This window comes from Rhizobium sp. CFBP 8762 (assembly GCF_014841565.1).
In the GTDB taxonomy this organism is placed as follows: Bacteria; Pseudomonadota; Alphaproteobacteria; order Rhizobiales; family Rhizobiaceae; genus CFBP-8762.
Map to the genome: position 1 here is coordinate 807,590 of NZ_JACYUD010000001.1, position 24,283 is coordinate 831,872.

Annotated in this window: 29 protein-coding genes and 1 tRNA gene; 13 read left to right on the forward strand and 17 right to left on the reverse strand. The window is 57.2% G+C overall.

Annotated elements, in window-relative coordinates; genetic code table 11:
- The first annotated feature begins 3 nt into the window (after positions 1–3).
- A complete protein-coding gene (locus IFT84_RS03780; protein WP_192117272.1) occupies positions 4–429 on the forward strand; it encodes an OsmC family protein in 426 nt (141 codons plus the stop codon).
- On the opposite strand, the gene IFT84_RS03785 is transcribed toward IFT84_RS03780, so the two are convergent.
- The 9 genes from IFT84_RS03785 to IFT84_RS03825 form a co-directional block, all read right to left on the reverse strand.
- A complete protein-coding gene (locus IFT84_RS03785) occupies positions 426–1,130 on the reverse strand; it encodes an ABC transporter ATP-binding protein (protein WP_192117273.1) in 705 nt (234 codons plus the stop codon). The genes IFT84_RS03780 and IFT84_RS03785 overlap by 4 nt on opposite strands.
- Positions 1,127–1,972 carry an ABC transporter ATP-binding protein gene (locus IFT84_RS03790; protein ID WP_192117274.1) on the reverse strand — a complete coding sequence of 282 codons (846 nt, stop codon included), beginning with the start codon at positions 1,970–1,972 and terminating at the stop codon, positions 1,127–1,129. Before IFT84_RS03790 ends, IFT84_RS03785 begins: the two co-directional genes overlap by 4 nt.
- Positions 1,965–2,822 carry an ABC transporter permease gene (locus tag IFT84_RS03795; RefSeq protein ID WP_192117275.1) on the reverse strand — a complete coding sequence of 286 codons (858 nt, stop codon included), beginning with the start codon at positions 2,820–2,822 and terminating at the stop codon, positions 1,965–1,967. Before IFT84_RS03795 ends, IFT84_RS03790 begins: the two co-directional genes overlap by 8 nt.
- On the reverse strand, positions 2,819–3,895 hold the full coding sequence (locus IFT84_RS03800; RefSeq protein WP_244651062.1) for an ABC transporter permease: 1,077 nt from the start codon (positions 3,893–3,895) through the stop codon (positions 2,819–2,821). The genes IFT84_RS03795 and IFT84_RS03800 overlap by 4 nt, the downstream gene beginning before the upstream one ends.
- Before the next feature lies 1 nt (position 3,896).
- The gene (locus IFT84_RS03805) at positions 3,897–5,480 is read right to left on the reverse strand and encodes an ABC transporter substrate-binding protein (RefSeq protein WP_192117277.1); all 1,584 of its coding nucleotides are present in this window, start codon (positions 5,478–5,480) and stop codon (positions 3,897–3,899) included.
- Between the two features lie 64 nt (positions 5,481–5,544).
- On the reverse strand, positions 5,545–6,063 hold the full coding sequence (locus IFT84_RS03810; RefSeq protein WP_192117278.1) for a hypothetical protein: 519 nt from the start codon (positions 6,061–6,063) through the stop codon (positions 5,545–5,547).
- Between the two features lie 170 nt (positions 6,064–6,233).
- A complete protein-coding gene (locus tag IFT84_RS03815; RefSeq protein ID WP_192117279.1) occupies positions 6,234–6,575 on the reverse strand; it encodes a hypothetical protein in 342 nt (113 codons plus the stop codon).
- Between the two features lie 100 nt (positions 6,576–6,675).
- Positions 6,676–6,752 (reverse strand) — tRNA-Arg (locus tag IFT84_RS03820).
- A gap of 134 nt (positions 6,753–6,886) precedes the next feature.
- Positions 6,887–8,362, reverse strand: coding sequence for a sensor histidine kinase (locus IFT84_RS03825; protein ID WP_192117280.1), 1,476 nt, complete (start codon positions 8,360–8,362; stop codon positions 6,887–6,889).
- Positions 8,363–8,649: 287 nt separating this feature from the next.
- Between IFT84_RS03825 and rpmH the strand changes: the two genes are divergently transcribed.
- From rpmH to IFT84_RS03850, 5 genes are all read left to right on the forward strand, one after another.
- On the forward strand, positions 8,650–8,787 hold the full coding sequence (rpmH, locus tag IFT84_RS03830; protein WP_192117281.1) for a 50S ribosomal protein L34: 138 nt from the start codon (positions 8,650–8,652) through the stop codon (positions 8,785–8,787).
- 33 nt (positions 8,788–8,820) lie between these two features.
- Positions 8,821–9,210 carry a ribonuclease P protein component gene (gene rnpA, locus IFT84_RS03835; RefSeq protein ID WP_192117282.1) on the forward strand — a complete coding sequence of 130 codons (390 nt, stop codon included), beginning with the start codon at positions 8,821–8,823 and terminating at the stop codon, positions 9,208–9,210.
- The gene (gene yidC / locus IFT84_RS03840; RefSeq protein ID WP_192117283.1) at positions 9,210–11,003 is read left to right on the forward strand and encodes a membrane protein insertase YidC; all 1,794 of its coding nucleotides are present in this window, start codon (positions 9,210–9,212) and stop codon (positions 11,001–11,003) included. The genes rnpA and yidC overlap by 1 nt, the downstream gene beginning before the upstream one ends.
- A gap of 182 nt (positions 11,004–11,185) precedes the next feature.
- Positions 11,186–11,839, forward strand: a complete 654-nt coding sequence (gene yihA, locus IFT84_RS03845) for a ribosome biogenesis GTP-binding protein YihA/YsxC (RefSeq protein WP_192117284.1) — start codon at positions 11,186–11,188, stop codon at positions 11,837–11,839.
- A gap of 64 nt (positions 11,840–11,903) precedes the next feature.
- On the forward strand, positions 11,904–12,452 hold the full coding sequence (locus IFT84_RS03850; RefSeq protein WP_192117285.1) for a DUF1269 domain-containing protein: 549 nt from the start codon (positions 11,904–11,906) through the stop codon (positions 12,450–12,452).
- A gap of 57 nt (positions 12,453–12,509) precedes the next feature.
- Here the strand turns inward: IFT84_RS03850 and IFT84_RS03855 are convergent, their stop codons facing one another.
- The 3 genes from IFT84_RS03855 to IFT84_RS03865 form a co-directional block, all read right to left on the reverse strand.
- Positions 12,510–13,070, reverse strand: a complete 561-nt coding sequence (locus IFT84_RS03855) for a fasciclin domain-containing protein (RefSeq protein ID WP_192117286.1) — start codon at positions 13,068–13,070, stop codon at positions 12,510–12,512.
- Positions 13,071–13,284: 214 nt separating this feature from the next.
- Positions 13,285–14,013 carry an anti-sigma factor gene (locus tag IFT84_RS03860; RefSeq protein ID WP_192117287.1) on the reverse strand — a complete coding sequence of 243 codons (729 nt, stop codon included), beginning with the start codon at positions 14,011–14,013 and terminating at the stop codon, positions 13,285–13,287.
- Positions 13,997–14,548 carry a sigma-70 family RNA polymerase sigma factor gene (locus IFT84_RS03865; RefSeq protein ID WP_192117288.1) on the reverse strand — a complete coding sequence of 184 codons (552 nt, stop codon included), beginning with the start codon at positions 14,546–14,548 and terminating at the stop codon, positions 13,997–13,999. Before IFT84_RS03865 ends, IFT84_RS03860 begins: the two co-directional genes overlap by 17 nt.
- A 191-nt stretch (positions 14,549–14,739) precedes the next feature.
- Here IFT84_RS03865 and argB point away from each other — a divergent pair, with 191 nt between their 5' ends.
- Positions 14,740–15,627 (forward strand): acetylglutamate kinase, encoded by an 888-nt coding sequence (gene argB / locus IFT84_RS03870; RefSeq protein WP_192117289.1) that lies wholly within the window; start codon positions 14,740–14,742, stop codon positions 15,625–15,627.
- A gap of 170 nt (positions 15,628–15,797) precedes the next feature.
- Here argB and IFT84_RS03875 read toward each other — a convergent pair whose 3' ends face one another.
- Entirely contained in the window at positions 15,798–15,989 is a 192-nt protein-coding gene (locus IFT84_RS03875; protein ID WP_192117290.1) for a hypothetical protein, read from the reverse strand.
- A 111-nt stretch (positions 15,990–16,100) separates the two neighbouring features.
- Complete coding sequence (locus IFT84_RS03880) at positions 16,101–17,015, reverse strand: DMT family transporter (protein WP_192117291.1); 915 nt, start codon at positions 17,013–17,015, stop codon at positions 16,101–16,103.
- An 88-nt stretch (positions 17,016–17,103) separates the two neighbouring features.
- Here IFT84_RS03880 and IFT84_RS03885 point away from each other — a divergent pair, with 88 nt between their 5' ends.
- Complete coding sequence (locus IFT84_RS03885) at positions 17,104–17,823, forward strand: pyrimidine 5'-nucleotidase (RefSeq protein ID WP_192117590.1); 720 nt, start codon at positions 17,104–17,106, stop codon at positions 17,821–17,823.
- Here IFT84_RS03885 and IFT84_RS03890 read toward each other — a convergent pair.
- Positions 17,820–18,722, reverse strand: a complete 903-nt coding sequence (locus tag IFT84_RS03890) for an LOG family protein (RefSeq protein WP_192117292.1) — start codon at positions 18,720–18,722, stop codon at positions 17,820–17,822. The two genes, IFT84_RS03885 and IFT84_RS03890, sit on opposite strands and share 4 nt — an antisense overlap.
- Positions 18,723–18,846: 124 nt before the next feature.
- Between IFT84_RS03890 and dapD the strand changes: the two genes are divergently transcribed.
- The 5 genes from dapD to IFT84_RS03915 all read left to right on the forward strand — a co-directional run bounded on the left by dapD (position 18,847) and on the right by IFT84_RS03915 (position 22,459).
- Positions 18,847–19,704 (forward strand): 2,3,4,5-tetrahydropyridine-2,6-dicarboxylate N-succinyltransferase, encoded by an 858-nt coding sequence (gene dapD, locus IFT84_RS03895; protein WP_192117293.1) that lies wholly within the window; start codon positions 18,847–18,849, stop codon positions 19,702–19,704.
- Between the two features lie 17 nt (positions 19,705–19,721).
- A complete protein-coding gene (gene dapE / locus IFT84_RS03900; RefSeq protein ID WP_192117294.1) occupies positions 19,722–20,915 on the forward strand; it encodes a succinyl-diaminopimelate desuccinylase in 1,194 nt (397 codons plus the stop codon).
- On the forward strand, positions 20,902–21,525 hold the full coding sequence (locus tag IFT84_RS03905; protein ID WP_192117295.1) for a hypothetical protein: 624 nt from the start codon (positions 20,902–20,904) through the stop codon (positions 21,523–21,525). The genes dapE and IFT84_RS03905 overlap by 14 nt, the downstream gene beginning before the upstream one ends.
- 67 nt (positions 21,526–21,592) lie before the next feature.
- Positions 21,593–21,973: an MliC family protein gene (locus IFT84_RS03910; RefSeq protein ID WP_192117296.1), complete on the forward strand. Its 381-nt coding sequence runs from the start codon at positions 21,593–21,595 to the stop codon at positions 21,971–21,973.
- 249 nt (positions 21,974–22,222) lie between these two features.
- A complete protein-coding gene (locus tag IFT84_RS03915; protein WP_192117297.1) occupies positions 22,223–22,459 on the forward strand; it encodes a glyoxalase superfamily protein in 237 nt (78 codons plus the stop codon).
- A gap of 42 nt (positions 22,460–22,501) precedes the next feature.
- On the opposite strand, the gene truA is transcribed toward IFT84_RS03915, so the two are convergent.
- Positions 22,502–23,275, reverse strand: a complete 774-nt coding sequence (gene truA / locus IFT84_RS03920; protein ID WP_192117298.1) for a tRNA pseudouridine(38-40) synthase TruA — start codon at positions 23,273–23,275, stop codon at positions 22,502–22,504.
- Positions 23,276–24,211 carry a methionyl-tRNA formyltransferase gene (gene fmt / locus IFT84_RS03925; RefSeq protein ID WP_192117299.1) on the reverse strand — a complete coding sequence of 312 codons (936 nt, stop codon included), beginning with the start codon at positions 24,209–24,211 and terminating at the stop codon, positions 23,276–23,278.
- Positions 24,212–24,283: the final 72 nt, after the last annotated feature.

Genomic DNA, 24,283 nt, shown 5'->3' on the forward strand with positions numbered 1-24,283 from the left:
GAAATGGCAGATCCAAAGATGAAAACCCGCCCAATGGGCGCACGCGCCGTGCTGGGCCGCACCGGCTTTCCCGATATAACCTCGGATACGGGCGGAACGCTGAAAATCGCCACGGGCGTGTCGGAAGCAGGGTTCAATCCGGTGGATCTGCTTTACGCTTCGCTGTCGTCCTGTCTGGTTTTGAGCGCGCGCATTGCCGCCAGCAAGTTTGGCGTTCTGAAGGAATTGAACGAAGTGCGCGCCTCCGTTGCTGGCGAGAAGGCAGCAGACGAACCGTCCCGAATCATCCGTTTCAACATTTCCATCGAAATCGATGGAGATTTTGATGACGAGATGAAAGCCAAGATTGCTGAAGCCGCCGAAAACGATATCTGCACCGTCAGCAACACCATTCGCGGCAATCCGGAATTCGTGACGAAACTGCTTTAACCCAATTGAGAAAGAGCATCGCGATCCAGAAGGGTTGCGATGCGACCCGCTTGTATGACGCCTGCACGGTCACACATATGCGCCACCACACCCGGATCATGGCTTACCAGAATGAAGGTCATGCTGTGGGCGGCCTTTAAATCATTCAGCAGATTCAGGATTTCCGCCTGCACCGACACATCGAGTGCGGAAGTCGGCTCGTCCAACAGCAACAGTTTTGGTTCGAGCAGCAGCGCCCGCGCAATGGCGACCCGTTGCCGCTGGCCACCGGACAGTTGATGCGGGTAGCGCCCGACCATATCCGGCACCAGCCCGACCTGATCCAGCGCTTGGCGCACCTTGTCCTCACCATCGGCAACGCCCCGAACCTTCAGCGGTTCGCCCAGAATGCGGCCAATACGGTGGCGCGGATGCAGTGACGAATACGGGTCCTGAAACACCATCTGGATGTCGCGGCGCAGATCGCCCGTGATCTTGCGTCCCGGCTCCAGCGCCTGCCCATTCACGGTGATGTGGCCGGTCCAATCCGTATTCAACCCGGCAATGGCACGCAAAACCGTGCTCTTGCCGCAGCCGGAAGGGCCAATGAGCCCGAAGGTTTCGCCTTGCGCGACGGAAAACGACACGCCCCGAACAGCGGCGAAACGCTTGGCATCCGAGACGAACGTTACGCTGAGGTCGTCAACCGTCAGGGCCGTCATGGCTGTTCGTCCATTGCATCATCAATGACAGGCAGATGCGTGCCGAAGGTGGCAGCAGAGGGCCGTGCCGCCCATAGATTGCGCGTGTAAGGATGCGTCGCCTCCGCCAGTTGCGCAGCGGGCAGGCGGTCCACGATGTGCCCGTGCCGCATGACCAGCACGCGGTCGGCAAACTGAGAAACCTGCCGCAAATCATGGCTGATCAACAGCACAGACATGCCCATATCCCGCGCCAGACGGCGCAGAAGCTCCAGTATCTGCACTTGAAGATCATGATCGAGCGCTGATGTCGGTTCATCCGCAATCAGCAGTTTGGGGCGGTTGATCAGCATCGCGGCGATCATGACCCGCTGCCCCATGCCACCGGACAACTGCCGGGGAGTGCTGCCATACACACGCTCCGGGTCCACCAGCCCAACCTGATGCATCATCTCCAGCGCACGCGCCTTGCGCTCCCGGGCCGACAGGTGCGTGTGCAGTTTCAGCGCCTCTTCTACCTGATACCCGACACGCAGGGCCGGGTTCAGGGAGTATTTGGGGTCCTGCAACACCAGAGCCATGCCGCTACCGCGCAGTCGATTCCAGTCCTTTTCGCCAAGGCCTGTCAAATCCCCACCCTCAAAGGTCAACCGATCTGCCGTCACCATAGCGCGACGCGGCAGCAAGCCCATGATAGCGCGCCCTGTCATGGATTTGCCGGAACCGGATTCGCCAACCAACGCGACGATTTCCTGCCCCAACGAAAAGCTGGATTCTTTAACGACCGGCACCGGTCCGGCATCGGAGGGAAACGATATGGTCAGGTTTTCAACCTGCAGCAGCGGCGTAGACGTATCAATCATGGCGCGGGTCCAGTATGTCCCGCAGCCCATCGGCCAACAGGTTGAAACCGAGACTGGTGATCAGAATGGCAAAGCCGGGTGCTGCGGCCACCCACCATTGATCAAAAATAACCTGCGTGCCCTCCGCCACCATGGAGCCCCACTCCGCCGTGGGCGGACGCACGCCAAGACCGAGAAATCCCAGACCTGCCGCTGCCAGAATGATGCCACCAAGATCAAGCGCCAACCGGATAATTGCCGATGGCATGACCAGCGGCAGCACATGGCCGAACAACAGGCGCAAACGACCAATGCCAACCATTTCGGACGCTGCGAGATAATCACTGCGACGCAACGCTGTGGTTTCCACCCGTGCCTGCCGCGCATAGGCGGGCCAAGACGTTAACGCCAGCGCCAAGGCACCGTTGATCAATCCGGGCCCCAGAATAGCGACAAAGGCGAAGGCCAGCAGCAAACGCGGAAACGACATGACGATATCCGTCAGCCGCATCAAGACCCGCTCCGTCATACCGCCAAAATAACCGGCGAGCACACCGACTGCGATGCCGATAGGGGCCATCAGCACCACCACAAACAGCACCAGCAACAGCGTTGGGCGCGTTCCATAGATAAGGCGCGACAGAATATCGCGTCCGAACGCATCCGTGCCGAGCCAGTGCGCCGCATCCGGCGCGGCCAAGCGGATGGCCGTGTTTTGCACGATCGGATCGTAGGGCGCCATGATCGGCGCAAAGACAGCCAAAACCAGGATCAGCAGAATGACGGCACCGCCGATTACGGCCGATGGCGAACGGAGAAACTGGCGCAGCAGCCGGGTTCGGTTGGCAGGTGGGGCAAAGGCCAGGCTCATCGCTGTGCACTTTCCAGCCGATTGACCGCGAAATCCGTAAACGCATTCAGCGCCACGAAACACGCACCCACCACCAATGTACCACCGAGAATGGCGGGCATATCGCCTGCAAACATGGCGGTCGTCAGATAGCGCCCGATGCCGGGCCACGCAAAAACGGTCTCGGTCAACACCGCCCCTTCCAGCAGACTGGCATAGGACAAAGCAATGACTGTCAGCAAGGTACCGGTAACGTTGGGCAGAACATGCTTGAAGACAACACGCACGAGCCCCGCCCCTTTCGCCCGCGCGGTCAGCACATATTCCTGCCCCAACTCGGCCAGAATAGAGGCTCGTGTCAGCCGGGAGATGCCCGCCATGGCGTAAAACGCCAGCACGAGTGCTGGTAATGCCAGATGTGACAGAGCGCTGCGAAACGCGCCCACCTTGCCGGACAACCACGTATCGACCAAGGCAAAACCGGTGACCGATGGCACGGTGTACTGAAACACCACATCCAGCCGTCCCGGCCCCGGTGCCCAATGCAGCTTTGCGTAAAACAGCAGCAGCATCAACAGGCCAAGCCAGAAGATTGGCACGGAGTATCCTACAAGCGAAACCAACCGCACAACGCCATCCAGCACACTACCAGGACGCATGGCACCGATGATACCGAGAGAAAGGCCGAAAACGCTGCCGAGAACGATCGCCACCGTCGCCAGTTCCAGCGTGGCCGGAAAGGTGCGGGCAATATCGCGCGCGACCGGCTGGCCGGTAGAAATGGACTGGCCGAGATTGCCGGAAAGCGCGGTGCGCAGATAGTTCACGAACTGCACAGGCAGCGGTTCATCCAGCCCCAGCGTTTCACGCGCCTGCGCATAGGTGGACTGGCTGGCGTGGTCGCCCACAAGCTGCAAGGCCGGATCGATCGGCGACAGCCGGGTCATGGCAAAGGTGATGATACTGAGCCCAAGCAACGTGATGGCGAAGGACCAGAGCCATCTGACCAGCGTCCACAAATACGGCAAATCCCGCCAGCCTCTCGGCTGACGGGAATTTTGATCATCTGGCTGCGATGGGATCGCTTGGCCCAAATTACTTTTCCACCCGGTCGTAATAGACCTGATCGGCATTCAGGCCCTGCGCATAGTTTTTCACCTTGTCGCTTAGCACAACCTGATCGCTTCCTTGAAGGATGAAAACGTATGGGGAGCTTTTCTGCAACTTTTCCTGCAATGCCTTGTATAGCACCGCGCGTTTCGTCGCATCCTGCTCCTTGACTGCTGCCAGCGTTTCGGTGGTGATTTCGGGGATCACCCATCCGGCCTGCCTTGCCACAGTGTTGGCGGAGTTGTCCTTGTTGACGGCAAATGCGCTGGCGTTGGAGTGCGCATCGAAATAATCCGGCAGCCAGTAGCGCAGCGTAAACTCGTATTTGCCCTCACGCGCTTTGGTGTAGATGTCGCTGGCAACGCCCGGCTGGATTTCCAGATTGATACCGGCCTGCGCAAAGGTGGATTGCAGGGACTGGGCAATCGACAGATAGGGCTGGTCGTTGAACACCGGGAACTGAACAGTCACCGGCGTCTTGATGCCGGCATCGGCCAGAATTGTCTTGGCTTTCTCCACGTCCAGCTTGAACGGATTGTCCGTGACGGCACCGGGGAAACCGGCGGGCAGGAACGCCTGATGCACCTGACTCTGGCCCCGCAGCAGATTGTTGGCAATACCATCATAATCCACCAGATAACGCGCGGCTTCCCAGAAGGCGGGATTACCAAGCGTCTCATTGGCCTTGGAGTTGATCAGCAGATAGTCCGACCGGGCTGACGGGACCGCCAGCACTTTTACGCCGCTTTTCTGCTTCAGCGCATCAATCTGGTCTGCCCCCAGACCACGGGCAATATCGGCATCGCCTTGCTCGATCAGCAGACGGCGGGCACCGGCATCCGGCACGTTGCGGATGATGACGCTTTCAAGCTTCGGCTGCTCCTTGGCATTGGTGTTGGCTTCCAGCACCAGCGCTTCGTGCGGCGTGTAGGTGGCAATCTTGAACACGCCGCTGCCAGCGGAATTGGATTTCAGCCAGCCATTGCCAAAGTCATCATTGGCGACATGCTCGGCTACGGTCTTCTCATCCACAATCGACGCAATCGGTGCGGTCAAGATTGCCAAGGCGAAGGCTGGACCAACATCGGCTGTCCAGGTCAGCTTGACGTGGGTGTCATCGACCTTGGTGATTGCGCTATCGACCGTCTTGTCAGTCCAGCCAAGCTCGTTGAGAATGAAGGCCGGGGTTTTGTTCAGCTTCACCGCCCGGGTGAACGAAAAAATGACATCCTCGGGGCGCACCGGATTGCCGGAGGCAAATTTGGCATAGGCAAGCGTCAGTGTCAGGCTTTTGCCATCACTGCCTGGCTCCCAGGATGCGGCGAGCGCTGGCTCAATCTTCGTAGCATCCTCGCGGCCCGGCTGAACCAGGCGCTGGTACAGGCTGTTGAACGACTGGACAGTTGTCAACTCGAACCCTTCAGCCGGATCGAAGCTGACGGCATCGTCAATCGACTGGGCGACCACCAGCACATTTGGCGGGGTTTCGGCCTGTGCCGCCAGAGAAAACAAGGTGGCCGTGGTGAAGACGGCACCCAGAAGCGCCGATTTCAGCGACAATTTTTTCATGAAAAACTCCTTGGAAGACATGTCGGACCCATCGGTTCAGGCAAACGGGTTCAGGCAAACGGGTTCAGGCAAACGGCGCCAGTTCCCCATCCATTTCGATACCGACGGTGTTGATGAAAACGGCTGTCGCCAGCATGATGCCTGCAAAGGCCACGAGGTTGACGAGCGTTGGCTCATCGTACCGCGCCTTAAGCGCATCCCAGAGTGCCTGAGGCACTGCAGTTGACTCCGAAACAATTGCCTGACCGAACTGGACCAGCACATCCTTTTCGCCAGAGAGATTCAGCGCATCGGGATCCAGTCCTGCACCAGTCAGTGCTCTGCGAAAAAACGTAACCGCCGTTCTGGAATTTGCCACCGATGAGATTGCCATGGAAAATATCCACAAGGCTCGACTTGAAATGATCGGCGTCAGCAAATCATACAGCGTAAACCACTCTGCGTAGATTCCGTGCGCCTTCGGCGAATGCAGCAACACCCGCTTCATGTTGGTCATGCGGCCCCGCAGCCGCAGTTCTTCATCATGCGCCTCGCGCACATCTTGCGGCGCAGTTTCATAATCGATCTGTGATATCTGGCTCATGCTTTATCCGTTTTCAGCGACAGTCTATGCGGCCACTGGTGGAATCGTGAGCTACCGATTGGCGTTCTGAGACGCGAATGCAATAAATATATTCCGAAAATAACAGTTATTTCGAATAAACATCCGTTTTCGCGGCCCGCAACACACGCAGGAGAGGGCCGCGACATTCCTTATCGCGACATCAATGCACCCACGACGAAGCCGAGCGCGGCGGCGGTCAGCAGACTGGTTTTGGGGTTGCGGCGCAGAACGGAGCGCGTATCGGCAACAGCTTTTTCAGCGCTGCCAACGGCGATATCCTTCGTGGAGTGGCCGATCTGGCTCACGGACGCTTTGATCTGCGCAAGATCAGCCTTGAGGGCCGCAAGTTCCTTACGCGGATTGTCATTTTCGGCGGCCTCGTCAGCGGCGTCGTACAAACGCGCGGCTACCACGATTTCTTCGACGTCATTCGGTTCGTTGGAAATAACACCCAATGGGATGGGCTCACCGATTTTATTGTCCAAAGACATGTCCGCTCTCCTAAACACAATTGAGACTGTCGAACGCCGGACAGACACAATGGTTCCCGTCAGTGGCGAATGGTACAGTTCTCGTGTCTGGAAAGGAAAGTGGCGCACCCGAAGAGATTCGAACTCCTGACCCCCAGATTCGTAGTCTGGTGCTCTATCCAGCTGAGCTACGGGTGCGTCTGCACCGGTGAAACCGTGTGCGTGGCGATCCTCTAAAACGTCCCGGGGGGGAATGCAAGAGCCATCAGTGGAAAAAATTTCAGTTTCATGACGATGGCTGTTCTCTGGCGTGCTGAGAGACTATCCGAAACCTACTGAGAACTCCGGTTTCTAAAGGCATTCAGCGGCACCGGTCGGTCAGGAAGCTCAATGCGAAATAATGTGCCGGGTGATGCTTTTTCCACCAGAGCAATCGTTCCGCCATGCGCCAGAATCAACTCACGCGCTATTGCGAGGCCCAATCCTGTACCCCCGGAGCGCACGCCACCCCGAAATGCTGTAAACAGATTCTCCCGCGCCTTCTGCGGCATGCCAGGCCCGGTATCGTCAACACAGATCGACACCACGCTGCCGGTTCGCAGCGCTGTGATTGTCAGCCGCCGGGCCACATGCTCGCCAGCGTCAGCCAGCAGCGCCTGCACTGCATTGCGACAGAGATTATCCACCACCCGAAACAATTGCTCGCTATCAGCGTCGACCAGCAGGTCGTTCGGCACCCGCACGGTCACTTCAATGTTGCCTTGCGGGTCAATGGAGAGCATGTCGACCACATCGTCGACCAAGGGAGATAGCTGCACGAACCGGCGATGAGGTTCCGCTTCACTGGCGCGACCGTAGGACAGAACCTCATTGGTATAGCCGACGGCGCGGTCGATGGTGCGCAGCAGTTTGGGTGCAAAGCGTTTGACGGCGGGATCCTGCACGTCGGCCAAACGGTCCGACATCAGCTGCGCCGATGACAGGATATTGCGCATGTCATGATTGATCTTGGAGACCGCAAGGCCGAGATCGGCGAGATTCTTCTGCTGCTTCAACGTGCGCTGCAACTGCTCCTGCATGGCCGACAAATGCCAGCCCGCCACCGCCAGCTCATCATGCCCTTTTTGCGGAGACAGAATACGCACCGGATCGGATGGATCCTGTGAAAACGATTCGATGCTGTCGGTCAAACGGCGGATAGGCCGGATCATGATACGGTTGATGGCCAGAAAAATAAGACCTCCCGTGATCAGCGAAATCAGCAGAGACAGCACGAACACGGTGCGCGCGAACTGAAGCATGGCGCGACGAAGCGCTGCATCCTCCATCACCAGTTCGATAACCATGCTGGTTTCGGCCACTGGGCCGTAAACCCGGATCACGCGGTTTCCGCCAAACACCAGCGTATCGAGCGCATCGCGAATGGCACCGAATGGCGAGACCGTGGCCATATCGTATTGTCCATCCACCTCCATCGGTAAATCCTGCACCGCTATCATTCTGGATGTGCCCTCGCGTCTGAGCACGATAGCCTTGGTTCCGGTTGCCATCAGGGTATCGTTCTGCAACGCCTGCGGCAGTTCCACATCCTGCATGCCATCTATGATGACGCCAGCAGCGGCGGCGGCCGAAAGCCGGTCCTGCAACCAGCGCAGCCGCATGTTGGCGACTGATGGAACGAAAATCAGGATTTCGGCCAACATCACAAATGCGATGGTCAACAGCAGCAGCTTGCCGGAGATGCTGGCGAAAAAACCGGGCGTAAGAACCGATCTTGTTTTTGTAACGCCTGAGCCCGCCTCGTCCATTGGACGTCCTTTGCCTGACAACTGGACACTTTCCGTTCGATGCCCGGAGATTCACCTGCGATCAGCCATTATAGCGCCAAGGCGGTGTACATGAACAGTGGCTGTATCGACGGATATCGGCGATGTTACCGAGTGGAATTGACTTTTGCGGCGGTTTTCTCTTATAAGCCGCGCACGTCCGCCTATGGCTGTTTGCTTGGTTTTTCAAGTGTCACCTGGGCGAGGTCGTAACGCTCCTTGCATTCGTGCAAATCCAAGAAGGGCCGCACACCGCGGTATTAAAATAAATGACGAAGCGTACCTACCAACCATCCAAGCTTGTCCGCAAGCGCCGTCACGGTTTCCGTGCACGTCTCGCCACCAAGGGCGGCCGCAAGGTCTTGACTGCCCGTCGCGCCCGTGGCCGCAAGCGTCTTTCGGCTTAATGCCGGGCTTGCCCGAAACGAGATGGCGGGCGAATGACGTTGAAACAGACGAAAACAACTGTCGGGCGGCTTAAAAACCGGCCGCAGTTCCTCGCCGTCAGAAATGGCGAGAAGCGGAAGGGGCCTTTGTTCCTTCTGGAAGTACTGGACCGCGGAGAGCCTGATACGCAGGCCCGTGTCGGCTTTACCGTTACCAAAAAACATGGCAACGCCGTTGAACGCAACCGTATGCGCCGCCGTATGCGCGAGGCGGTACGCACCTCTGCGGGGTTTGCAATGGAAGCCGGACATGACTATGTGATTGTCGCCAGACGTGACCTGATGACCGCTCCTTTCGAGCAGCTAAAAAAGCGCCTCTGCGACCGCATTCGAAATACCCAAAAACAGAAGCGGTCCTCTGCGACCGACTCCAGGAAAGAATGATGCAAAACAACCGCAATTATTTCGTGGCGATTGCCCTGTCCGTGCTGATTCTCATTGCCTGGCAGTTTTTGTACGTCAACCCGAAGATTGAAGCCGATCGCATTGCGCAGGAAGCCCGGCAGGCGCAGCAGGCTGAAACGGTCAAGAATGCGGCTGGCGATTCCGCTGGCACTGTCAATGTTTCCCCCGGCGGCAGTGCTGCCGTGCCCGGTGCTGCCGAAACGCGCGATCTGGCCGTGGCGCAATCCGCCCGCATTGCCATCGACACACCGGCCGTCAGCGGCTCGATCAACCTCACCGGCGCTCGCTTCGATGATCTGAAGCTGAAGGAATACCGCGAGACGGTGGATCCCCAGAGCCCTGTCATCACCCTTTTCAGCCCCGCTGAAACCGAGCAGGGTTATTTTGCCGAACTCGGTTATGTCGGTAACGACACCTCGGGTGCGGTCCCCGGCCCGCAGACTGTCTGGACGCAGAGCGCTGGCACCACGCTGACGCCGACCACGCCCGTTACCCTGTCATTCACCAATGAGAAGGGCGTGGTGTTCGAGCGTACTATCTCCATTGATGACCACTTCATGTTTACGGTTACCGATTCCGTTCGCAATGGCAGCGCTGCTCCGGTCAGCCTCGCCTCCTATGGTCGCGTCACCCGCTTTACCAAGCCGACGACGCCAAGTGCCTACGTTCTGCATGAAGGCTTTATCGGCGTTTTGGGCGAAACCGGCCTGCACGAGGTGAAGTACAAGGAAGCCGAAGACAAGGCCACGATTTCGCCTGGCAAGGCCACAAGCGGCTGGCTCGGCATTACCGACAAATACTGGGCTGCTGCGCTGGTGCCGCCACAGGCGACCGCTTACGACACCCGTTTTGCACATTTTACCGATGGTCGCCCGCGCTATCAGGCCGACTACAAGAACGATGCTGTCACCGTTGCTGCCGGTCAGTCAACCGAGGTCAAGAACCTTGTCTTCGCCGGTGCCAAGGTGGTTCCGCTGATCGAGTCCTATGAAACCTCTTATTCCATTCCAAAGTTCGACCTGATGATCGACTGGGGCTGGTTCTACTTCTTCACCAAGCCGATGTTCAAGCTGATGGACTACTTCTTCCGCTTCTTCGGCAACTTCGGCATTGCTATTCTGCTGACCACCATCGTCGTCAAACTCCTGTTCTTCCCGCTTGCCAACAAGCAGTACAAGTCGATGGCAAACATGAAGAAGGTTCAGCCGAAAATGGCTGAGATGAAGGAAAAGTACGGCGACGACAAGATGGGGCTGCAACAGGCAATGATGCAGCTCTACAAGGAAGAAAAGATCAACCCGCTTGCGGGCTGCTGGCCGATCCTGTTGCAGATTCCGGTGTTCTTTGCGCTTTACAAGGTGATCTATGTCACAATTGAAATGCGTCATGCACCGTTCTTCGGCTGGATTCGCGACCTGTCCGCGCCGGATCCGACGTCGCTGTTCAACCTGTTTGGCCTGCTGCCCTATGACGTGCCGCACTTCCTGATGATCGGCGTCTGGCCTATCATTATGGGCATTACCATGTTCCTGCAGATGCGCATGAACCCGACGCCGCCGGACCCGACACAGGCCATGCTGTTCACCTGGATGCCCGTAGTGTTCACTTTCATGCTGGCCACGTTCCCGGCCGGTCTGGTGATCTATTGGGCGTGGAACAACACTCTCTCGGTTGCGCAACAGGCCGTGATCATGAAGCGCAATGGCGTGAAGATTGAATTGTTTGACAATATGAAGGGTTTGTTCTCACGAAAGCCAAAACCGGCTGAGTAACCAACCATTCGCTAAAGCGTTTTGTTTGACGCATCGTCCTGACGTAAAAGCGTTTCCGCTTTTGCTGGAACTGCTCCAGCGAACCAACAAGCCTCGGATGACAATCCGGGGCTTTTTTGCAGGCTTGACATTCCCGGGTAAAACCGGGAAGCCGTGACCAAAGACGATGAAGGGCCAGAGCCATGACCGCCAACAGCAACGATAAAGAAAAACCCTTGTTCGGGCGGCCGTGGATTTTCATTCGCGGCGTTCCCTCCATGAAGTTTCTCCCGCCCGAAGGCCCGCCGGAAGTGGCCTTTGCTGGCCGCTCCAATGTCGGCAAGTCATCCCTGATCAACGCACTGGTTGGCCAGAAAGGACTGGCGCGTACATCCAACACGCCGGGCCGCACACAGGAGTTGAACTATTTCGTGCCCGAAGGCTATTCCGGTGAACCCGGTGACATGCCCCCCATGGCCCTTGTGGACATGCCCGGTTATGGCTACGCGCAGGCTCCCAAAGAGCATGTCGATGCGTGGACCAAGCTGGTGTTCGATTATCTGCGCGGACGCGCAACGTTGAAGCGCGTCTATGTGCTGATCGATGCCCGCCATGGCATCAAAAAGAACGACGACGACGTTCTGGACCTGCTAGACAAGGCCGCAGTCTCCTACCAGCTCATCCTTACCAAGACGGACAAGATCAAGGAACCAGCCGTACCCAAGCTGATGGCGGAGACCTTGGAGAAGATCAAAAAGCGCCCGGCTGCATTCCCCGAACTGATTGCAACATCGTCGGAAAAAGGCGGAGGCATTGATGAGGTTCGCGCAGCAATCGACCTGGCCATTCATCAGTAGACTGTCGAAGCCTCAACGCAGCACTATGTTGATCGGACCTATAAACACTTGAAGGAGTGATTGTATGTCTGATCTGGTTGTTGTTGGCTTTGACGATAAGGAAGAAGCAGATCGAATCCTGCTGCGCCTGCGTCAACTCGGCAAGGAATACCTTATCGATCTGGAGGATGCGGTCGTTGTGGTGCGTGATGACACCGGCAAGGTGCACCTCAAGCAAAGCGTGAACCTCCCGACAGTGGGGGCCATGTCCGGGCTCATTTCCGGCTCGCTCTGGGGCGGACTGGCCGGGCTGCTGTTTCTGAACCCCTTGGCAGGCTTTGCCATCGGCGGCGCGATTGGTGCAGGTACCGGGGCGTTGTCCGGCTCCATGGCCGATTACGGTATCGATGATGAGTTCATCAAATCCTTGAGCGAAACCATTCCCTCCGGTTCTTCCGCTCTGTTCGTGCTGGTGCGCAAGGCGCAGCCGGAAAAGGTTCTGGCCGAATTCAGCGATGTCCGTGCGCGCGTTATCCGCACGTCGCTGTCACCCGATCAGGAAAAGCGGCTGCAGGAGGCCTTGAACGGAAGTGCCGGAACAGCCGTCCCGACACCGGAACCCGGCACTCTGTAAGCACAAAAAAGCCGCGCGCTCCGTTGGAAGCGCGCGGCTTTTGACGTTCGTCAAACATTACATCTTTGGCAGAAGAACCTTGTCGATAACGTGGATAACGCCGTTCGACTGCTTCACGTCAGCAATCGTTACATGCGCAACGCCACCGTTTTCGTCGGTCAGCGTAATCTTTTTGCCCATCATCTTGGCTTTCAGAACGCAACCGCCAACGGTTTTCACGTCATGCTCGCCGCCATCGTCCTTGATCATCTTGCCGATAGCCGACGACATCGCGTCTGCAGCCACCACATGGCAGGTCAAGACCTTGGTCAGCTTTGCCTTGTTTTCAGGCTTCAGGAGTGTATCAACCGTACCGGCTGGCAGTGCGGCAAACGCCTCATTGGTTGGCGCGAACACTGTGAACGGGCCCTTGCCCTGCAGGGTTTCCACCAGACCGGCAGCCTTGACCGCAGCGACCAAAGTCGTGTGATCCTTTGAATTCATGGCGTTTTCAACAATGTTCTTGTCGGCATACATGGCTGCACCGCCGACCATCGGATTTTTGGCATACGCGCCGCTCACTGCGCCGCCAGCGATAATAGTTGCAATCATGAGCGTACGTACTGTTGATTTAAACATTTGAATATCCTTTGTGTTACTGTCCTCGAACCCGAAGCCCGGGTCCTCCCAAGCACTGAATTCCGTCCCGCCTTTGGGGATGTAATAAGCAACGAAGGCTTTGGAAAAAGAGTTTCAGAAAAATTCTTGTTTTATTTAAAATATTGAAATCAAAAGCATTTCATAAAAAAACGCGCTTGAAGCGCGTTTTTTAAGGAGACGTTTGGGTAAAAGTTTAAAAGCCCCGGGCCGTACCGGAGACCACGATTGGTCCCGTTGCCACGCCATTGGGTGCACCGCCAAACGGCTCAAGACTGACCGCCAGCACGGCACCGGCGGAGAACTTCGCCTGCATATCCGGACTGACGCGAATTTCGCCTTCCCCGCCTTGCGGAAGCAGACCCAGCGACTGCGGTGCTTCGTCGCCTTCTATCAGCCATAGCTCAAGCGATTTCGGCTCTTGCTGACGGGCCGCAATCGGCGTGACTTTCAAACGTCCGGTGCGATTATCGTAGCGCGCCAACAGGCTGATGGCGTTTTCCTTCGACGTCAGTTCCGCGACAATTGGCTTGCCGGAGGGGCGCGGCGTTAGCAGGCCGCTGCCGACAAACCCGGCCCCCACCGCAACCAGCACGGATGCGAACGCAAGACTGCGCCAGAACAGCAACGAGTTCCAGAAACCCCCACTGGCCGCCACGTCCAGCGACTCAGCGGCTGTAGGCGGGTAGATGCGCTGTTCAATGGCAGGAAACACGCGCGTCGGTGGCGCAATATCCTCATACGCATCGTTGAAGCCGGAGAGATTATCCTCCCAGCGATGGACGATGGCAGCAAAATTGGTATCGATGGCCATGCGCGCTTCGACCTTGCGACGATCCTCAAGCGCGAGGACGCCAAGCACGTATTCGCCCGCGATCACTTCATCGCGCTTATAGTCGCCACTTTCGCTACTCGGAGTCATCATTGTCCATGCACTCTCTTAATTTCAGCAGGCTGCGCCGCAGCCATGTTCGCATTGTATTCAGCGGCACCCCGTAAAGTTCGGCGAGATCCTGATAGCTCTCCCCGTCCACATAGGCCTTGCGCACGGCAGATGCACGCTCAGCCTCCAACTGCTCCATACAGGCGTCAATACGACGGCCTTCGCCCTGCATCAACGCCGACCGCTCCGGCCCGGGGGCTGGATCGGCAATATCAAATGCCGCATCAATATCGGATGAGGCAGGCTTTCGGGCGCGAATGACGTCGATTGCGTGATTGCGTGCAATCGCCGCCAACCATGCCATAGCGCTGGTCTGTCCCTCGACATACCGCTCTGCTCTACGCCAAACCTTGATATAGACTTCCTGAAGCGCTTCTTCCGCCTCGCCTCTGTCTTTCAAGATACGGACACAGATGCCATAAAGTTTCGCGCTCGTATTGGTATACAGCGCGGAAAACGCGCTGCGATCACGAAGCGAAACCCGGCCTATCAGACTGGCGATATCGTCATTGGTCATTAAAAATCCCGCTTTGCATCCCTACGCTCAAAGATAGAGCGCAATCCGCCCCTTGGGAAGCTTAAGAATAGCATGGGCTTGCGCCCGTTTTTGAAAAAATAGATACCCGATCCTCGCCACACACGTCTTCAAATCTTCGTTAATTAACTTTAGAGATATCCGACCCGCACGCCTTGAACAGGATAATCAGCATGACTGCATCGGAAAGCGAAACACAAGCGCGTCTTCTGGCCCAAGCCCTGCCTTTCATGCAGCGCTATGAAAACAAGACCATCGTGGTGAAATATGGCGGACATGCCATGGGCAACCCCGAGCTCGGCAAGGCATTTGCCGCCGATATTGCGCTTTTGAAACAGTCCGGTGTCAACCCCATCGTCGTCCATGGCGGCGGTCCGCAGATTGGTGCGATGCTCACGAAAATGGGGATTGAGTCAAAATTCGAAGGCGGTCTGCGTGTTACCGACCAGAAAACGGTCGAGATCGTGGAAATGGTTCTGGCTGGCTCCATCAACAAGGAAATCGTCGCCCTTATCAACCAGACCGGCGAGTGGGCTATTGGCCTGTGCGGTAAGGATGGCAACATGGTGTTCGCACAGAAAGCCAAGAAGACCATCATTGATCCTGATAGTAACATCGAGCGTGTGCTCGATCTGGGATTTGTGGGTGAAGTTACCGAAGTCGATCACACGCTGCTGGACCTGCTTGCCCGCTCAGAAATGATCCCCGTTATCGCTCCGGTTGCGCCGGGCCGCGATGGCAACACCTACAATATCAATGCCGATACGTTCGCAGGCGCCATTGCTGGCTCGGTGAATGCGACACGGCTGCTGTTTCTGACCGACGTTCCCGGTGTTCTGGACAAGAGCGGCGAACTGATCAAGGAACTGTCCGTGGCGCAGGCAAAAGCCTTGATCAAGGACGGCACCATTTCCGGCGGCATGATTCCGAAGGTGGAGACCTGCATTGACGCCATCAATTCAGGTGTGCAGGGCGTGGTTATCCTCAACGGCAAAACTGCCCATGCCGTGCTTCTGGAAATCTTTACGGAACATGGTGCCGGAACTCTGATCGTTCCCTAAAGCATTTCCAGTAAAAGCGGAAACGCTTTTACGTCTGGACAATGCGTCAAAACAAAAGGTTAGAGCAATTCCAGTAAAATTGCGCAGCGGTTTTACGTCCAGAAATGCGCAGACAAGGACGGCCACGACACACGCGTTGCCATACGCGTGTGTCGTCCATGTCTTACGCATCAGTTTCCAAACATGGACAGGATAGCGTGAAACACCGTGACGCCCGCCAGCGGCCCGAAAAACATCATGACCAGATTGAAGGAGATGATCGACAGCATCACCTTCTCACCACGTTTGGTCAGCCGCTGCTTGCGGGGCTTTGGCTCCCACGGTTCCGGTAACGGCCAGATATCCTGATAATCTACAAACACCCGAAACACTCCACAAAGGTCACGGCAATCCTGTGTATGGTGGTTGTAGCATAAACACCGCTTGCACGCAGAGATCAAGCGTATTTATCAGGTACGACGAATGTGTCGCAATCAGGCCAAAAGCAGGATCAGCACACCTGCGACGATCAGCACGCATCCGGCGATTTCCAACCGGTTGATCGTTTCGCGAAAGATGAAGACCGCCGAGCCGAACGCCAGCAGCATTTCCACCTGCCCCAGCGCTTTGACCACAGACGCCTGCTGCAGACTGACCGCCATTAACCAGCAGAACGATGCTGTCGCCCCCATGAAGCCAACGACCAGCGACGGTTTCCACGCTTGAGCAATGCGGGCAAACTCGCCGCGCTCCTTCCACAGCATCCATGCCAGCATGGATAGGGTTTGAACGGCAATGATGTAGACGAGGGTATAGCTCGCCTGCACGATATAGTTCGGCTCTGGCAGGCTGGGCGCAAGCGACAGCGACGCTGACCGATAGGAAACGGTGGAAATTCCGAACGCCATTCCGGAGAGAATGCCGACCAACGCCGTGCGCGTAAAGACAGATGTGACAAGGGTTGCCAGCGTAACACGAAGCCGGGCGACAGAAATGACCATGACACCCAGCACCGACAGCGCGATGGCAAGCAGCGTGCCGCCGCTGGCACGTTCCCCGAAGAAGACCAGCCCGAAGAGCGCCGCCTGCGCCGGTTCCGTGCGCGAATAGGCCGTGCCGACCGCAAAATTGCGGAATGAGAACAGATGCACCAGCAGAAATGTACCCGCCACCTGTGTGAGCGCGCCTATGCCCGCCCAGCCGAAGAAGTGTGCGCCCGGCACCGGCAAGGTCGCCCCGAAACCCAAGACAAGGATAAAGATATGCAGAAGAGCGAACGGCACGCCAAAGCCGAAGCGAACAAAGGTCGCACCTGTCGTTCCCATCACGCCCTTGAGATGCTTCTGCATGACCGAGCGGATGTTTTGCAGAAACGCTGCAATGATCGTGATAAATATCCAGATTTCCATGTCCGGCGCAGTATCACAGGGGCAAAAGCGCCGCCAGAGTCCGGATAATTCAATTTCTTTCTGGCTGCGCGCGTGGCATAAGGTCGCCATGAAAACAGCGCTCGATCATTCCGCATATTCCACTGCAAAAGCAGATTTCAGCCATGTCACCGAGTGGGTCTTCGACCTCGATAACACGCTGTATCCGCACCATGTCGACCTGTTTTCGCAGATCGACAAGAACATGACTGCCTTTGTAGCCACCCTGCTGCAACTGGAGCCAGCCGAAGCCCGGCTGCTGCAAAAACAGTATTACCGCGACCACGGAACGACGCTGCAAGGCCTGATGCTGAACCATGGCATCAATCCCGATGCGTTTCTAGAGCAGGCCCACGCAATCGATTACACCGTGCTGCCCCCTGACCCCGATCTGGGTGACGCCATCAAGGCGCTGCCTGGGCGCAAATTCATTTTTACCAATGGCAGCGTGAAACATGCCGAGATGACGGCTCGCGCACTGGGCATCCTCGATCATTTTGATGATATCTTCGATATCGTTGCGGCTGAATACCTGCCCAAGCCCGCAGCCAAGCCCTATGAGGCCTTCCGCGCCCTGCACAAGATCGATACGACCCGCGCCGCCATGTTTGAAGATTTGCCGCGCAATCTGTTGGTGCCGCGTGATTTCGGCATGAAGACCGTGTTGCTCGTTCCCCGTAATCTGGAGGAAGCGGTGGTCGAAGCCTGGGAGACAACCGGAGAGACAGACGATCACATTGATTATGTGACCGACGATCTCACCGGCTTTCTCAAAGCAGTTCTCGCTTAACCTCTGGGCGTTTCCACCATCGCCACATGCTCGGCATCGACCTTCTTGTAGAAGGTGGAGATGACGTTCCATGCCTCCTCAGCCGTTTCGACAAAGTGCAGCAGGTCCACATCTGCAGGCGAGATGGTGCCGAATTCCGCCAGCGCTTCAAAGTCGATGATCTTGCGCCAGAACTTTTCGCCGAACAGAATCAGCGGCACGAGAGCCATACGTCCCGTCTGCATCAGCGTAACGGTTTCAAACAGTTCGTCCAGCGTACCAAATCCGCCGGGGAAAACCGTGACGGCCTTGGCGCGCAGCAGAAAATGCATCTTGCGAATGGCGAAATAGTGGAAGTTGAAGCTCAGTTCCGGCGTTACATACTCATTGGGAGCCTGCTCGTGCGGCAGCACGATATTCAACGCGATGGAGGGCGCGCCCACATCGGCGGCACCCCGGTTGCCCGCTTCCATAACGCCCGGACCACCACCGGTAACCACGACATACTCCTTGTAATCATGGCTTTCAGCATGCTGGGAGCAAAGCTGCGCAAACTTGCGCGCTTCATCGTAGTAGACGGAGGCGGCGGTCAGGTTTTCGCGCTGGGTTTCGTTTTTCGCCGCCCATGCGTCCTGCCCGGGGGCCGGAATGCGCGCTCCGCCAAACATGACGATAGTGGATTTGATGCCCCGCTCGGACAGCATCATTTCCGTCTTCATCAGTTCCAGTTGCAGCCGGACCGGGCGCAATTCCTCGCGGCAGAGAAAATCGTCATCGGCATAGGCGAGGCGATAGGCGGGAGACAGGGTTTGCGGCGTTTTCGGCACGCCTTCGGCGCGGCGTTTGTCGTGGCCGCTATCGGCCAAGGGGTCCCAGACACCATCCTTGCGTCGCAGATGGGCTTTCTTCATGCGTGCCATATCATCTCCTTGATTTCAGCCACTTGCCGAATCAATTTGGCTAAAACAGACTTCAATTTTTGCGGTCCATGCTCTACACGGTGGAAGTGATCTGCGATAGATGCCCGACTTTGAAGGATGCCCTATGACAACCCAGGATTTAGCCGCCCTCGCCACCACGATCGACGCTGCTTTTGAGGCCCGCGACACCATCAACACCGCCACCAATGGCGAGGTGCGTGATGCCGTGGAAACCGCGCTGACCCTTCTGGACGGCGGACAGGCACGCGTGGCCGAACGCCAGGCCGATGGCAACTGGACTGTCAACCAGTGGCTGAAAAAGGCCGTGCTTTTGTCGTTCCGACTCAATGCCATGGAGATCGTCAAGGGTGGTCCCGGCGCGTCGGTCTGGTGGGACAAAGTGCCCTCCAAGTTCGATGGCTGGGCAGAGGCCGATTTCGAAAAAGCCGGTTTCCGTGCTGTGCCGAATGCCGTCGTGCGCCGCTCCGCCTTCATCGCACCGAACGCGATTTTGATGCCATCCTTCGTCAATCTCGGTGCCTATGTCGGCGAAGGCACGATGGTCGATACATGGGCCACGGTTGGCTCCTGCGCACAGATCGGCAAAAACGTTCACCTGTCCGGCGGTGTTGGCATTGGCGGCGTGCTGGAGCCAATGCAGGCTGGCCCAACCATTATTGAAGACAATTGCTTTATCGGCGCTCGTTCGGAGGTCGTCGAAGGCTGCATCGTGCGTGAGGGTGCGGTTCTCGGCATGGGTGTGTTTATCGGCAAGTCCACCAAGATCGTTGACCGCGCCACCGGCGAAATCACCTATGGCGAAGTCCCGCCCTACTCGGTCGTCGTCGCCGGCTCTCTGCCATCGGCCAACACGATGCCAAACGGCCAGCCGGCACCGAGCCTGTACTGCGCCGTTATCGTCAAGCGCGTTGATGAAAAGACACGGTCCAAGACCGGTATCAACGAATTGTTGCGCGATTAAAATATAAGGCAGCCAGAATGACCACGACCAATCCCGTAGACACGCTGGCTGCCCTGATCCGCTGCCCATCGGTTACGCCTGCCGAGGGCGGCGCGCTTGCGGCCCTTGAGTCCATGCTGACGCCGCTCGGCTTCACGGTCGAGCGCGTTGTGATGCGCGACGAGGGCACGCCTGACATCGAAAATCTCTATGCCCGCATCGGCACGGATGGGCCGCACCTGATGTTTGCCGGGCATACGGATGTGGTGCCAGTTGGCGATGAAAGCGCATGGTCGCACGGTCCTTTTTCTGCCGATATCGCTGACGGCGAGATGTTCGGACGCGGCGCGGTGGATATGAAAGGCGGCATTGCCTGTTTCGTATCGGCCATGGCGCGGACAATCGAGAAACATGGCCCCCCTAAGGGGTCTGTTTCCTTCCTGATCACGGGTGATGAGGAAGGCCCGGCCATCAACGGCACCGTCAAGCTGCTGGATTGGGCCGCCCAAAAGGGCGAGCGCTGGGACGCCTGCCTTGTGGGCGAGCCGACCAACCCGGACCGGTTGGGCGACATGATCAAGATTGGTCGTCGTGGTTCGTTGTCCGGCACCATCACCGTCCATGGCGTACAGGGCCACGCCGCCTATCCGCATCTGGCCGACAATCCCGTACGGGGCATTCTGCAATTAACACAAGCGCTGATGGATCCGCCTTTCGATAGCGGCACAACGGATTTCCAACCCTCAAATCTGGAAGTCACCACGGTCGATGTTGCAAACAGCGCGGTCAACGTTATTCCGGCCAAGGCGTCTGCCCGCTTTAATATCCGTTTCAATGACACGTGGGACGCCGAGACCTTGCGGGCCGAGATTATCCGGCGTCTGGACGAGGCAGCAGCCAACGGGCGGCTGCGTCCGGACCGTAAACCCGTGTCCTATGACATCACGTGGAGCGAACGCCCGTCCGAAGTTTTCCTGACGCGGGATGAACCGCTGATTGCAACACTGAGGCAAGCGGTAGCCGAGGTGACCGGCCATACGCCGAAACTTTCCACCACCGGCGGCACGTCGGATGCGCGGTTCATCAAGAACTACTGCCCGGTTGTGGAATTTGGTCTTGTCGGCCAAACCATGCATATGGTCGACGAGCGCGTCGCCGTCGCTGATCTTGAGACACTGACAACAATCTACGAAACTTTCATTCAGCACTGGTTCGCCCATGCCGCGCATTGAGGAGGTTCAGCATTTGCTGGCCGGCCTTTGGCTGCTGATACAGGGCAAGCCAGAGGGTTTTTCGCATTTCGATTTCAGCAAGCACGGCTTGCGGCGCTCGTTCTGGGCGATCGTCTGGACCCTGCCTGCTCTGGCCATCGCGTGGGCGGCATGGCGGCTCGATTTTCTCGGCAATATGCCACCGGGCACGCAAACCGGCCCAAGCTATTTTCTGCGGCTCTTTGTCGTCGAAGTCATATCGTGGGTGTTTCCCCTTGTTCTGATTGCCTTGCTCGCGGGTCCACTCGGCTTTGCACGGCTTGTGGTGCCAATTGTCATCACATCGAACTGGCTGTCAGTGCCGCTCAGCTATGCACTGGCAGTGCCCATGGCATTGCAACTTTTGTTTCCCGCCGGTGGCGTCATCGCGCTGTTGGCCATGATGTTGCTGTTTACTGCCATCATGGCACTCTTTCGGCTTTTGCGCACTGTCACGGGCAATCAGGTTCTGCTGGCAACGACCCTGACCGTTATCTTCCTGCTGACGCCGATACTGATCGAAGGAAAGCTCGACGCGTTGTTCGGCCTCGTTGCAAGTCCGCAAACGGCAGCAGACACTGGAAGTCCTTGATTATAAGTAACGCCTCATTTAGTATGTATTGCTACTTAGCAGCGTTTTGCGGAACAGAGGAACGGCGATGTCATTTCTAATCAAGCTGATTTCTACTGCTATGGCTGTGTCCGGCTATTCAACAGCCTCTGCAAACGAACCGGCCGCTGTCAAAAATCAGATCGTTATTCCGCTTCCAGCCGGGCAAACCGTAGAACGCACTGTCACCCAATATCAGTGTGGCCATCAGAAGGTGACCGCAGAGTATTGGAACGCTGGAGACATATCGCTGGTAGGCTTGACGCTTGCCGATCGCTACGTCGTCGCTGCCAATGTAATAGCAGCGTCTGCCGCCAAGTATGCAGGCGATAGATATATCTGGTGGGCTGAGAGTGATGCTGCCACCCTCATTGATCTTTCCAAATCACGGGATGAGACCAGTGGCGTAAAATGCGTTCCCGTTAACTGAACGTCTTCGACAACGGATCCCCTGGTATTATCTTTTATTCTAATATTGACATTGACGATTGATTGAGGCTATCTGACCCCTTAACTGAGGGTAATTCTAAAAGCTTGGCGCTTTTATATGCCGACATTGCAATTGAGGTAACAGGCAAAACATGCTGTTGGACTGTGTTCCGCAGCATCATTTCAGAGCCTGCCGTCGCCCCTGCTCACAATATGAGCTGTAGTCACCTGTCCTGAAAAGGATTAGATTGTGAAAACGCTTCTTGATGCACAAAATATGGCGAAAACACTCCGAGCCGAACTGGCAGAACGGGATGTCTTTTCGTTGTCCTACGCCAATTGCCTTGATATCGTTGCCCGCCAATTTGGCTGCCAAAACTGGGAAATGCTGTCAGCACAGATCAACCAGTCAGCCAAATACAGTCTACGGCAAGAGCCCACGGAACACGGCGCTGCTGTCTCGTTAACGGAAGCCCAACTATCATAATGCTGCAGGTACGCGTGTTGTCCGGGCGTAAAGCGATGCCGCTTAATCGAAATGCGCTGTCTGTTCGTGTGTTGGGTAATCCACCTGCATGAAGTAAAGCCCATCGGGCGGGGCAACGGGTCCGCATGCTTTGCGGTCCCTTGCCTCCAGTGCAGCACGCACATCGTCGGCACTCCACTTGCCATCGCCCACCAGCTTGATCGTGCCTGCAAAGGATCGGATCTGGTTGTGCAGGAAGCTTTGGGCGGTTGCCCGCATTTCGATGACATCACCGATCCGCGTCACATCCAGCCGTTCCAGCGTGCGTACCGGACTGTTGGCCTGACAATGAGTGGAGCGAAATGTCGTGAAATCATGACGCCCAACCAGCATCTGTGCGGCGGCATGCATAGCCTCGTGATCCAAAGGCTTGGCAACCCACCAGGCACGCTTGGCTTCCAGCGCCAGCGGCGCGCGACGGCACAGAATTCGATAGAGATAATGCCGGCGAAGCGCCGAGAAGCGCGCGTCGAACGTCTCGTCCACCGCCGTTACATCCAGTATGGCAATACGGTTTCCGGCCTGCATCAAATGCGCATTCAGTGCGTTTCTGAGCGTATCGGGCTTCCAGCCGCGCGTGAGATCCGCATGGGCCACCTGTCCCCGCGCATGGACGCCGGAATCCGTGCGGCCCGCACCGCGCACAGACGCCCCCTCCCCGGTCAGACCGAGAATGGCCTGCTCGATGGAGCCTTGAACCGACGCGCCATTGTCCTGCCGTTGCCAACCAACATAATTGGAGCCATCATATTCGACGGTAAAGCGAAAGCGCGGCATTCACCCAAGCCTCGCGCCAACGGGCAGCGGTATTCCGTGCAGAAAATCCACAGCGGCCAACGGTTTGCCGCCCGCTTTCTGCAAGCGGGTCAGTTGTACCGCACCCGAACCACAGGCAACGATCAGCGGCTCGGCAATCACCGTTCCTGCATCGCCGGCGCCATCCGCTACGGTTGACGCCAACACCTTGATGCGCTCCGGTTTGCCGCCGAGCGTGATTTCCGTCCACGCACCGGGAAAAGGCGATAGCCCGCGAATATGGTTGTGAACCGTCACCGCATTCCCGGAAAAATCGATGCGGGTTTCCCCCTTGTCGATTTTGGCCGCATAGACCACGCCCTCGCTGGGCTGCGGCGTTAGCGGCAGGTCGTTGGCTTCCAGCTTACCCATGGCTTCGCGCATCAGCTTTGCGCCCGTCAGCATCAGGCTGTCATGCAGTTCGCCTGCAGTAGTTGTCGGCGCAATCGGCACTTCGGCTGTCAGGGCAACAGGGCCGGTGTCCAGCCCCTTGTCCATCTTCATCACCATCATACCGGTTTTGGTATCACCGGCCATGATCGCGCGCTGAATGGGGGCAGCACCGCGCCAGCGCGGCAGAAGCGAGGCATGGCCGTTGTAGCAGCCGAGCGTCGTGCCGGTCAGGATGGCTTCCGGCAGAAGCAGACCATAGGCCACGACCACAGCCACATCTGCCTCAAACTCATGAAAGCGCTGCCTATCGTCTTCTGCCTTGAAGTTGACCGGAGTTAAGACCGGAATGCCCAGCAGTTCGGCGGACCGATGGACGGGGGATTTCTGCACATCCAGCCCACGCCGCCCACCCGGACGCGGCGGCTGGGTGTAGACCGCGACAATATGATGCCCAGCCTCAGCAAGGGCTGCCAGCGTGGGTACTGAAAATTCCGGCGTTCCCATGAAAATAATGCGCAATGGCATATCGTCAGCCTCCTTAGAGCATTCTCCGATCTCACTCGATCGAATCAGCGCTCTAACATCTTTATTCAAAGC

Coding starts and splice junctions, on each gene's coding strand:
- IFT84_RS03780 (WP_192117272.1), top strand. CDS start 4: ATGGCAGATCCAAAGATGAAAACCCGCCCAATGGGCGCACGCGCCGTG.
- IFT84_RS03785 (WP_192117273.1), bottom strand. CDS start 1,130: ATGACGGCCCTGACGGTTGACGACCTCAGCGTAACGTTCGTCTCGGAT.
- IFT84_RS03790 (WP_192117274.1), bottom strand. CDS start 1,972: ATGATTGATACGTCTACGCCGCTGCTGCAGGTTGAAAACCTGACCATA.
- IFT84_RS03795 (WP_192117275.1), bottom strand. CDS start 2,822: ATGAGCCTGGCCTTTGCCCCACCTGCCAACCGAACCCGGCTGCTGCGC.
- IFT84_RS03805 (WP_192117277.1), bottom strand. CDS start 5,480: ATGAAAAAATTGTCGCTGAAATCGGCGCTTCTGGGTGCCGTCTTCACC.
- IFT84_RS03810 (WP_192117278.1), bottom strand. CDS start 6,063: ATGAGCCAGATATCACAGATCGATTATGAAACTGCGCCGCAAGATGTG.
- IFT84_RS03815 (WP_192117279.1), bottom strand. CDS start 6,575: ATGTCTTTGGACAATAAAATCGGTGAGCCCATCCCATTGGGTGTTATT.
- IFT84_RS03825 (WP_192117280.1), bottom strand. CDS start 8,362: ATGGACGAGGCGGGCTCAGGCGTTACAAAAACAAGATCGGTTCTTACG.
- rpmH (WP_192117281.1), top strand. CDS start 8,650: ATGACGAAGCGTACCTACCAACCATCCAAGCTTGTCCGCAAGCGCCGT.
- rnpA (WP_192117282.1), top strand. CDS start 8,821: ATGACGTTGAAACAGACGAAAACAACTGTCGGGCGGCTTAAAAACCGG.
- yidC (WP_192117283.1), top strand. CDS start 9,210: ATGCAAAACAACCGCAATTATTTCGTGGCGATTGCCCTGTCCGTGCTG.
- yihA (WP_192117284.1), top strand. CDS start 11,186: ATGACCGCCAACAGCAACGATAAAGAAAAACCCTTGTTCGGGCGGCCG.
- IFT84_RS03850 (WP_192117285.1), top strand. CDS start 11,904: ATGTCTGATCTGGTTGTTGTTGGCTTTGACGATAAGGAAGAAGCAGAT.
- IFT84_RS03855 (WP_192117286.1), bottom strand. CDS start 13,070: ATGTTTAAATCAACAGTACGTACGCTCATGATTGCAACTATTATCGCT.
- IFT84_RS03860 (WP_192117287.1), bottom strand. CDS start 14,013: ATGATGACTCCGAGTAGCGAAAGTGGCGACTATAAGCGCGATGAAGTG.
- IFT84_RS03865 (WP_192117288.1), bottom strand. CDS start 14,548: ATGACCAATGACGATATCGCCAGTCTGATAGGCCGGGTTTCGCTTCGT.
- argB (WP_192117289.1), top strand. CDS start 14,740: ATGACTGCATCGGAAAGCGAAACACAAGCGCGTCTTCTGGCCCAAGCC.
- IFT84_RS03880 (WP_192117291.1), bottom strand. CDS start 17,015: ATGGAAATCTGGATATTTATCACGATCATTGCAGCGTTTCTGCAAAAC.
- IFT84_RS03885 (WP_192117590.1), top strand. CDS start 17,104: ATGAAAACAGCGCTCGATCATTCCGCATATTCCACTGCAAAAGCAGAT.
- IFT84_RS03890 (WP_192117292.1), bottom strand. CDS start 18,722: ATGGCACGCATGAAGAAAGCCCATCTGCGACGCAAGGATGGTGTCTGG.
- dapD (WP_192117293.1), top strand. CDS start 18,847: ATGACAACCCAGGATTTAGCCGCCCTCGCCACCACGATCGACGCTGCT.
- dapE (WP_192117294.1), top strand. CDS start 19,722: ATGACCACGACCAATCCCGTAGACACGCTGGCTGCCCTGATCCGCTGC.
- IFT84_RS03905 (WP_192117295.1), top strand. CDS start 20,902: ATGCCGCGCATTGAGGAGGTTCAGCATTTGCTGGCCGGCCTTTGGCTG.
- IFT84_RS03910 (WP_192117296.1), top strand. CDS start 21,593: ATGTCATTTCTAATCAAGCTGATTTCTACTGCTATGGCTGTGTCCGGC.
- truA (WP_192117298.1), bottom strand. CDS start 23,275: ATGCCGCGCTTTCGCTTTACCGTCGAATATGATGGCTCCAATTATGTT.
- fmt (WP_192117299.1), bottom strand. CDS start 24,211: ATGCCATTGCGCATTATTTTCATGGGAACGCCGGAATTTTCAGTACCC.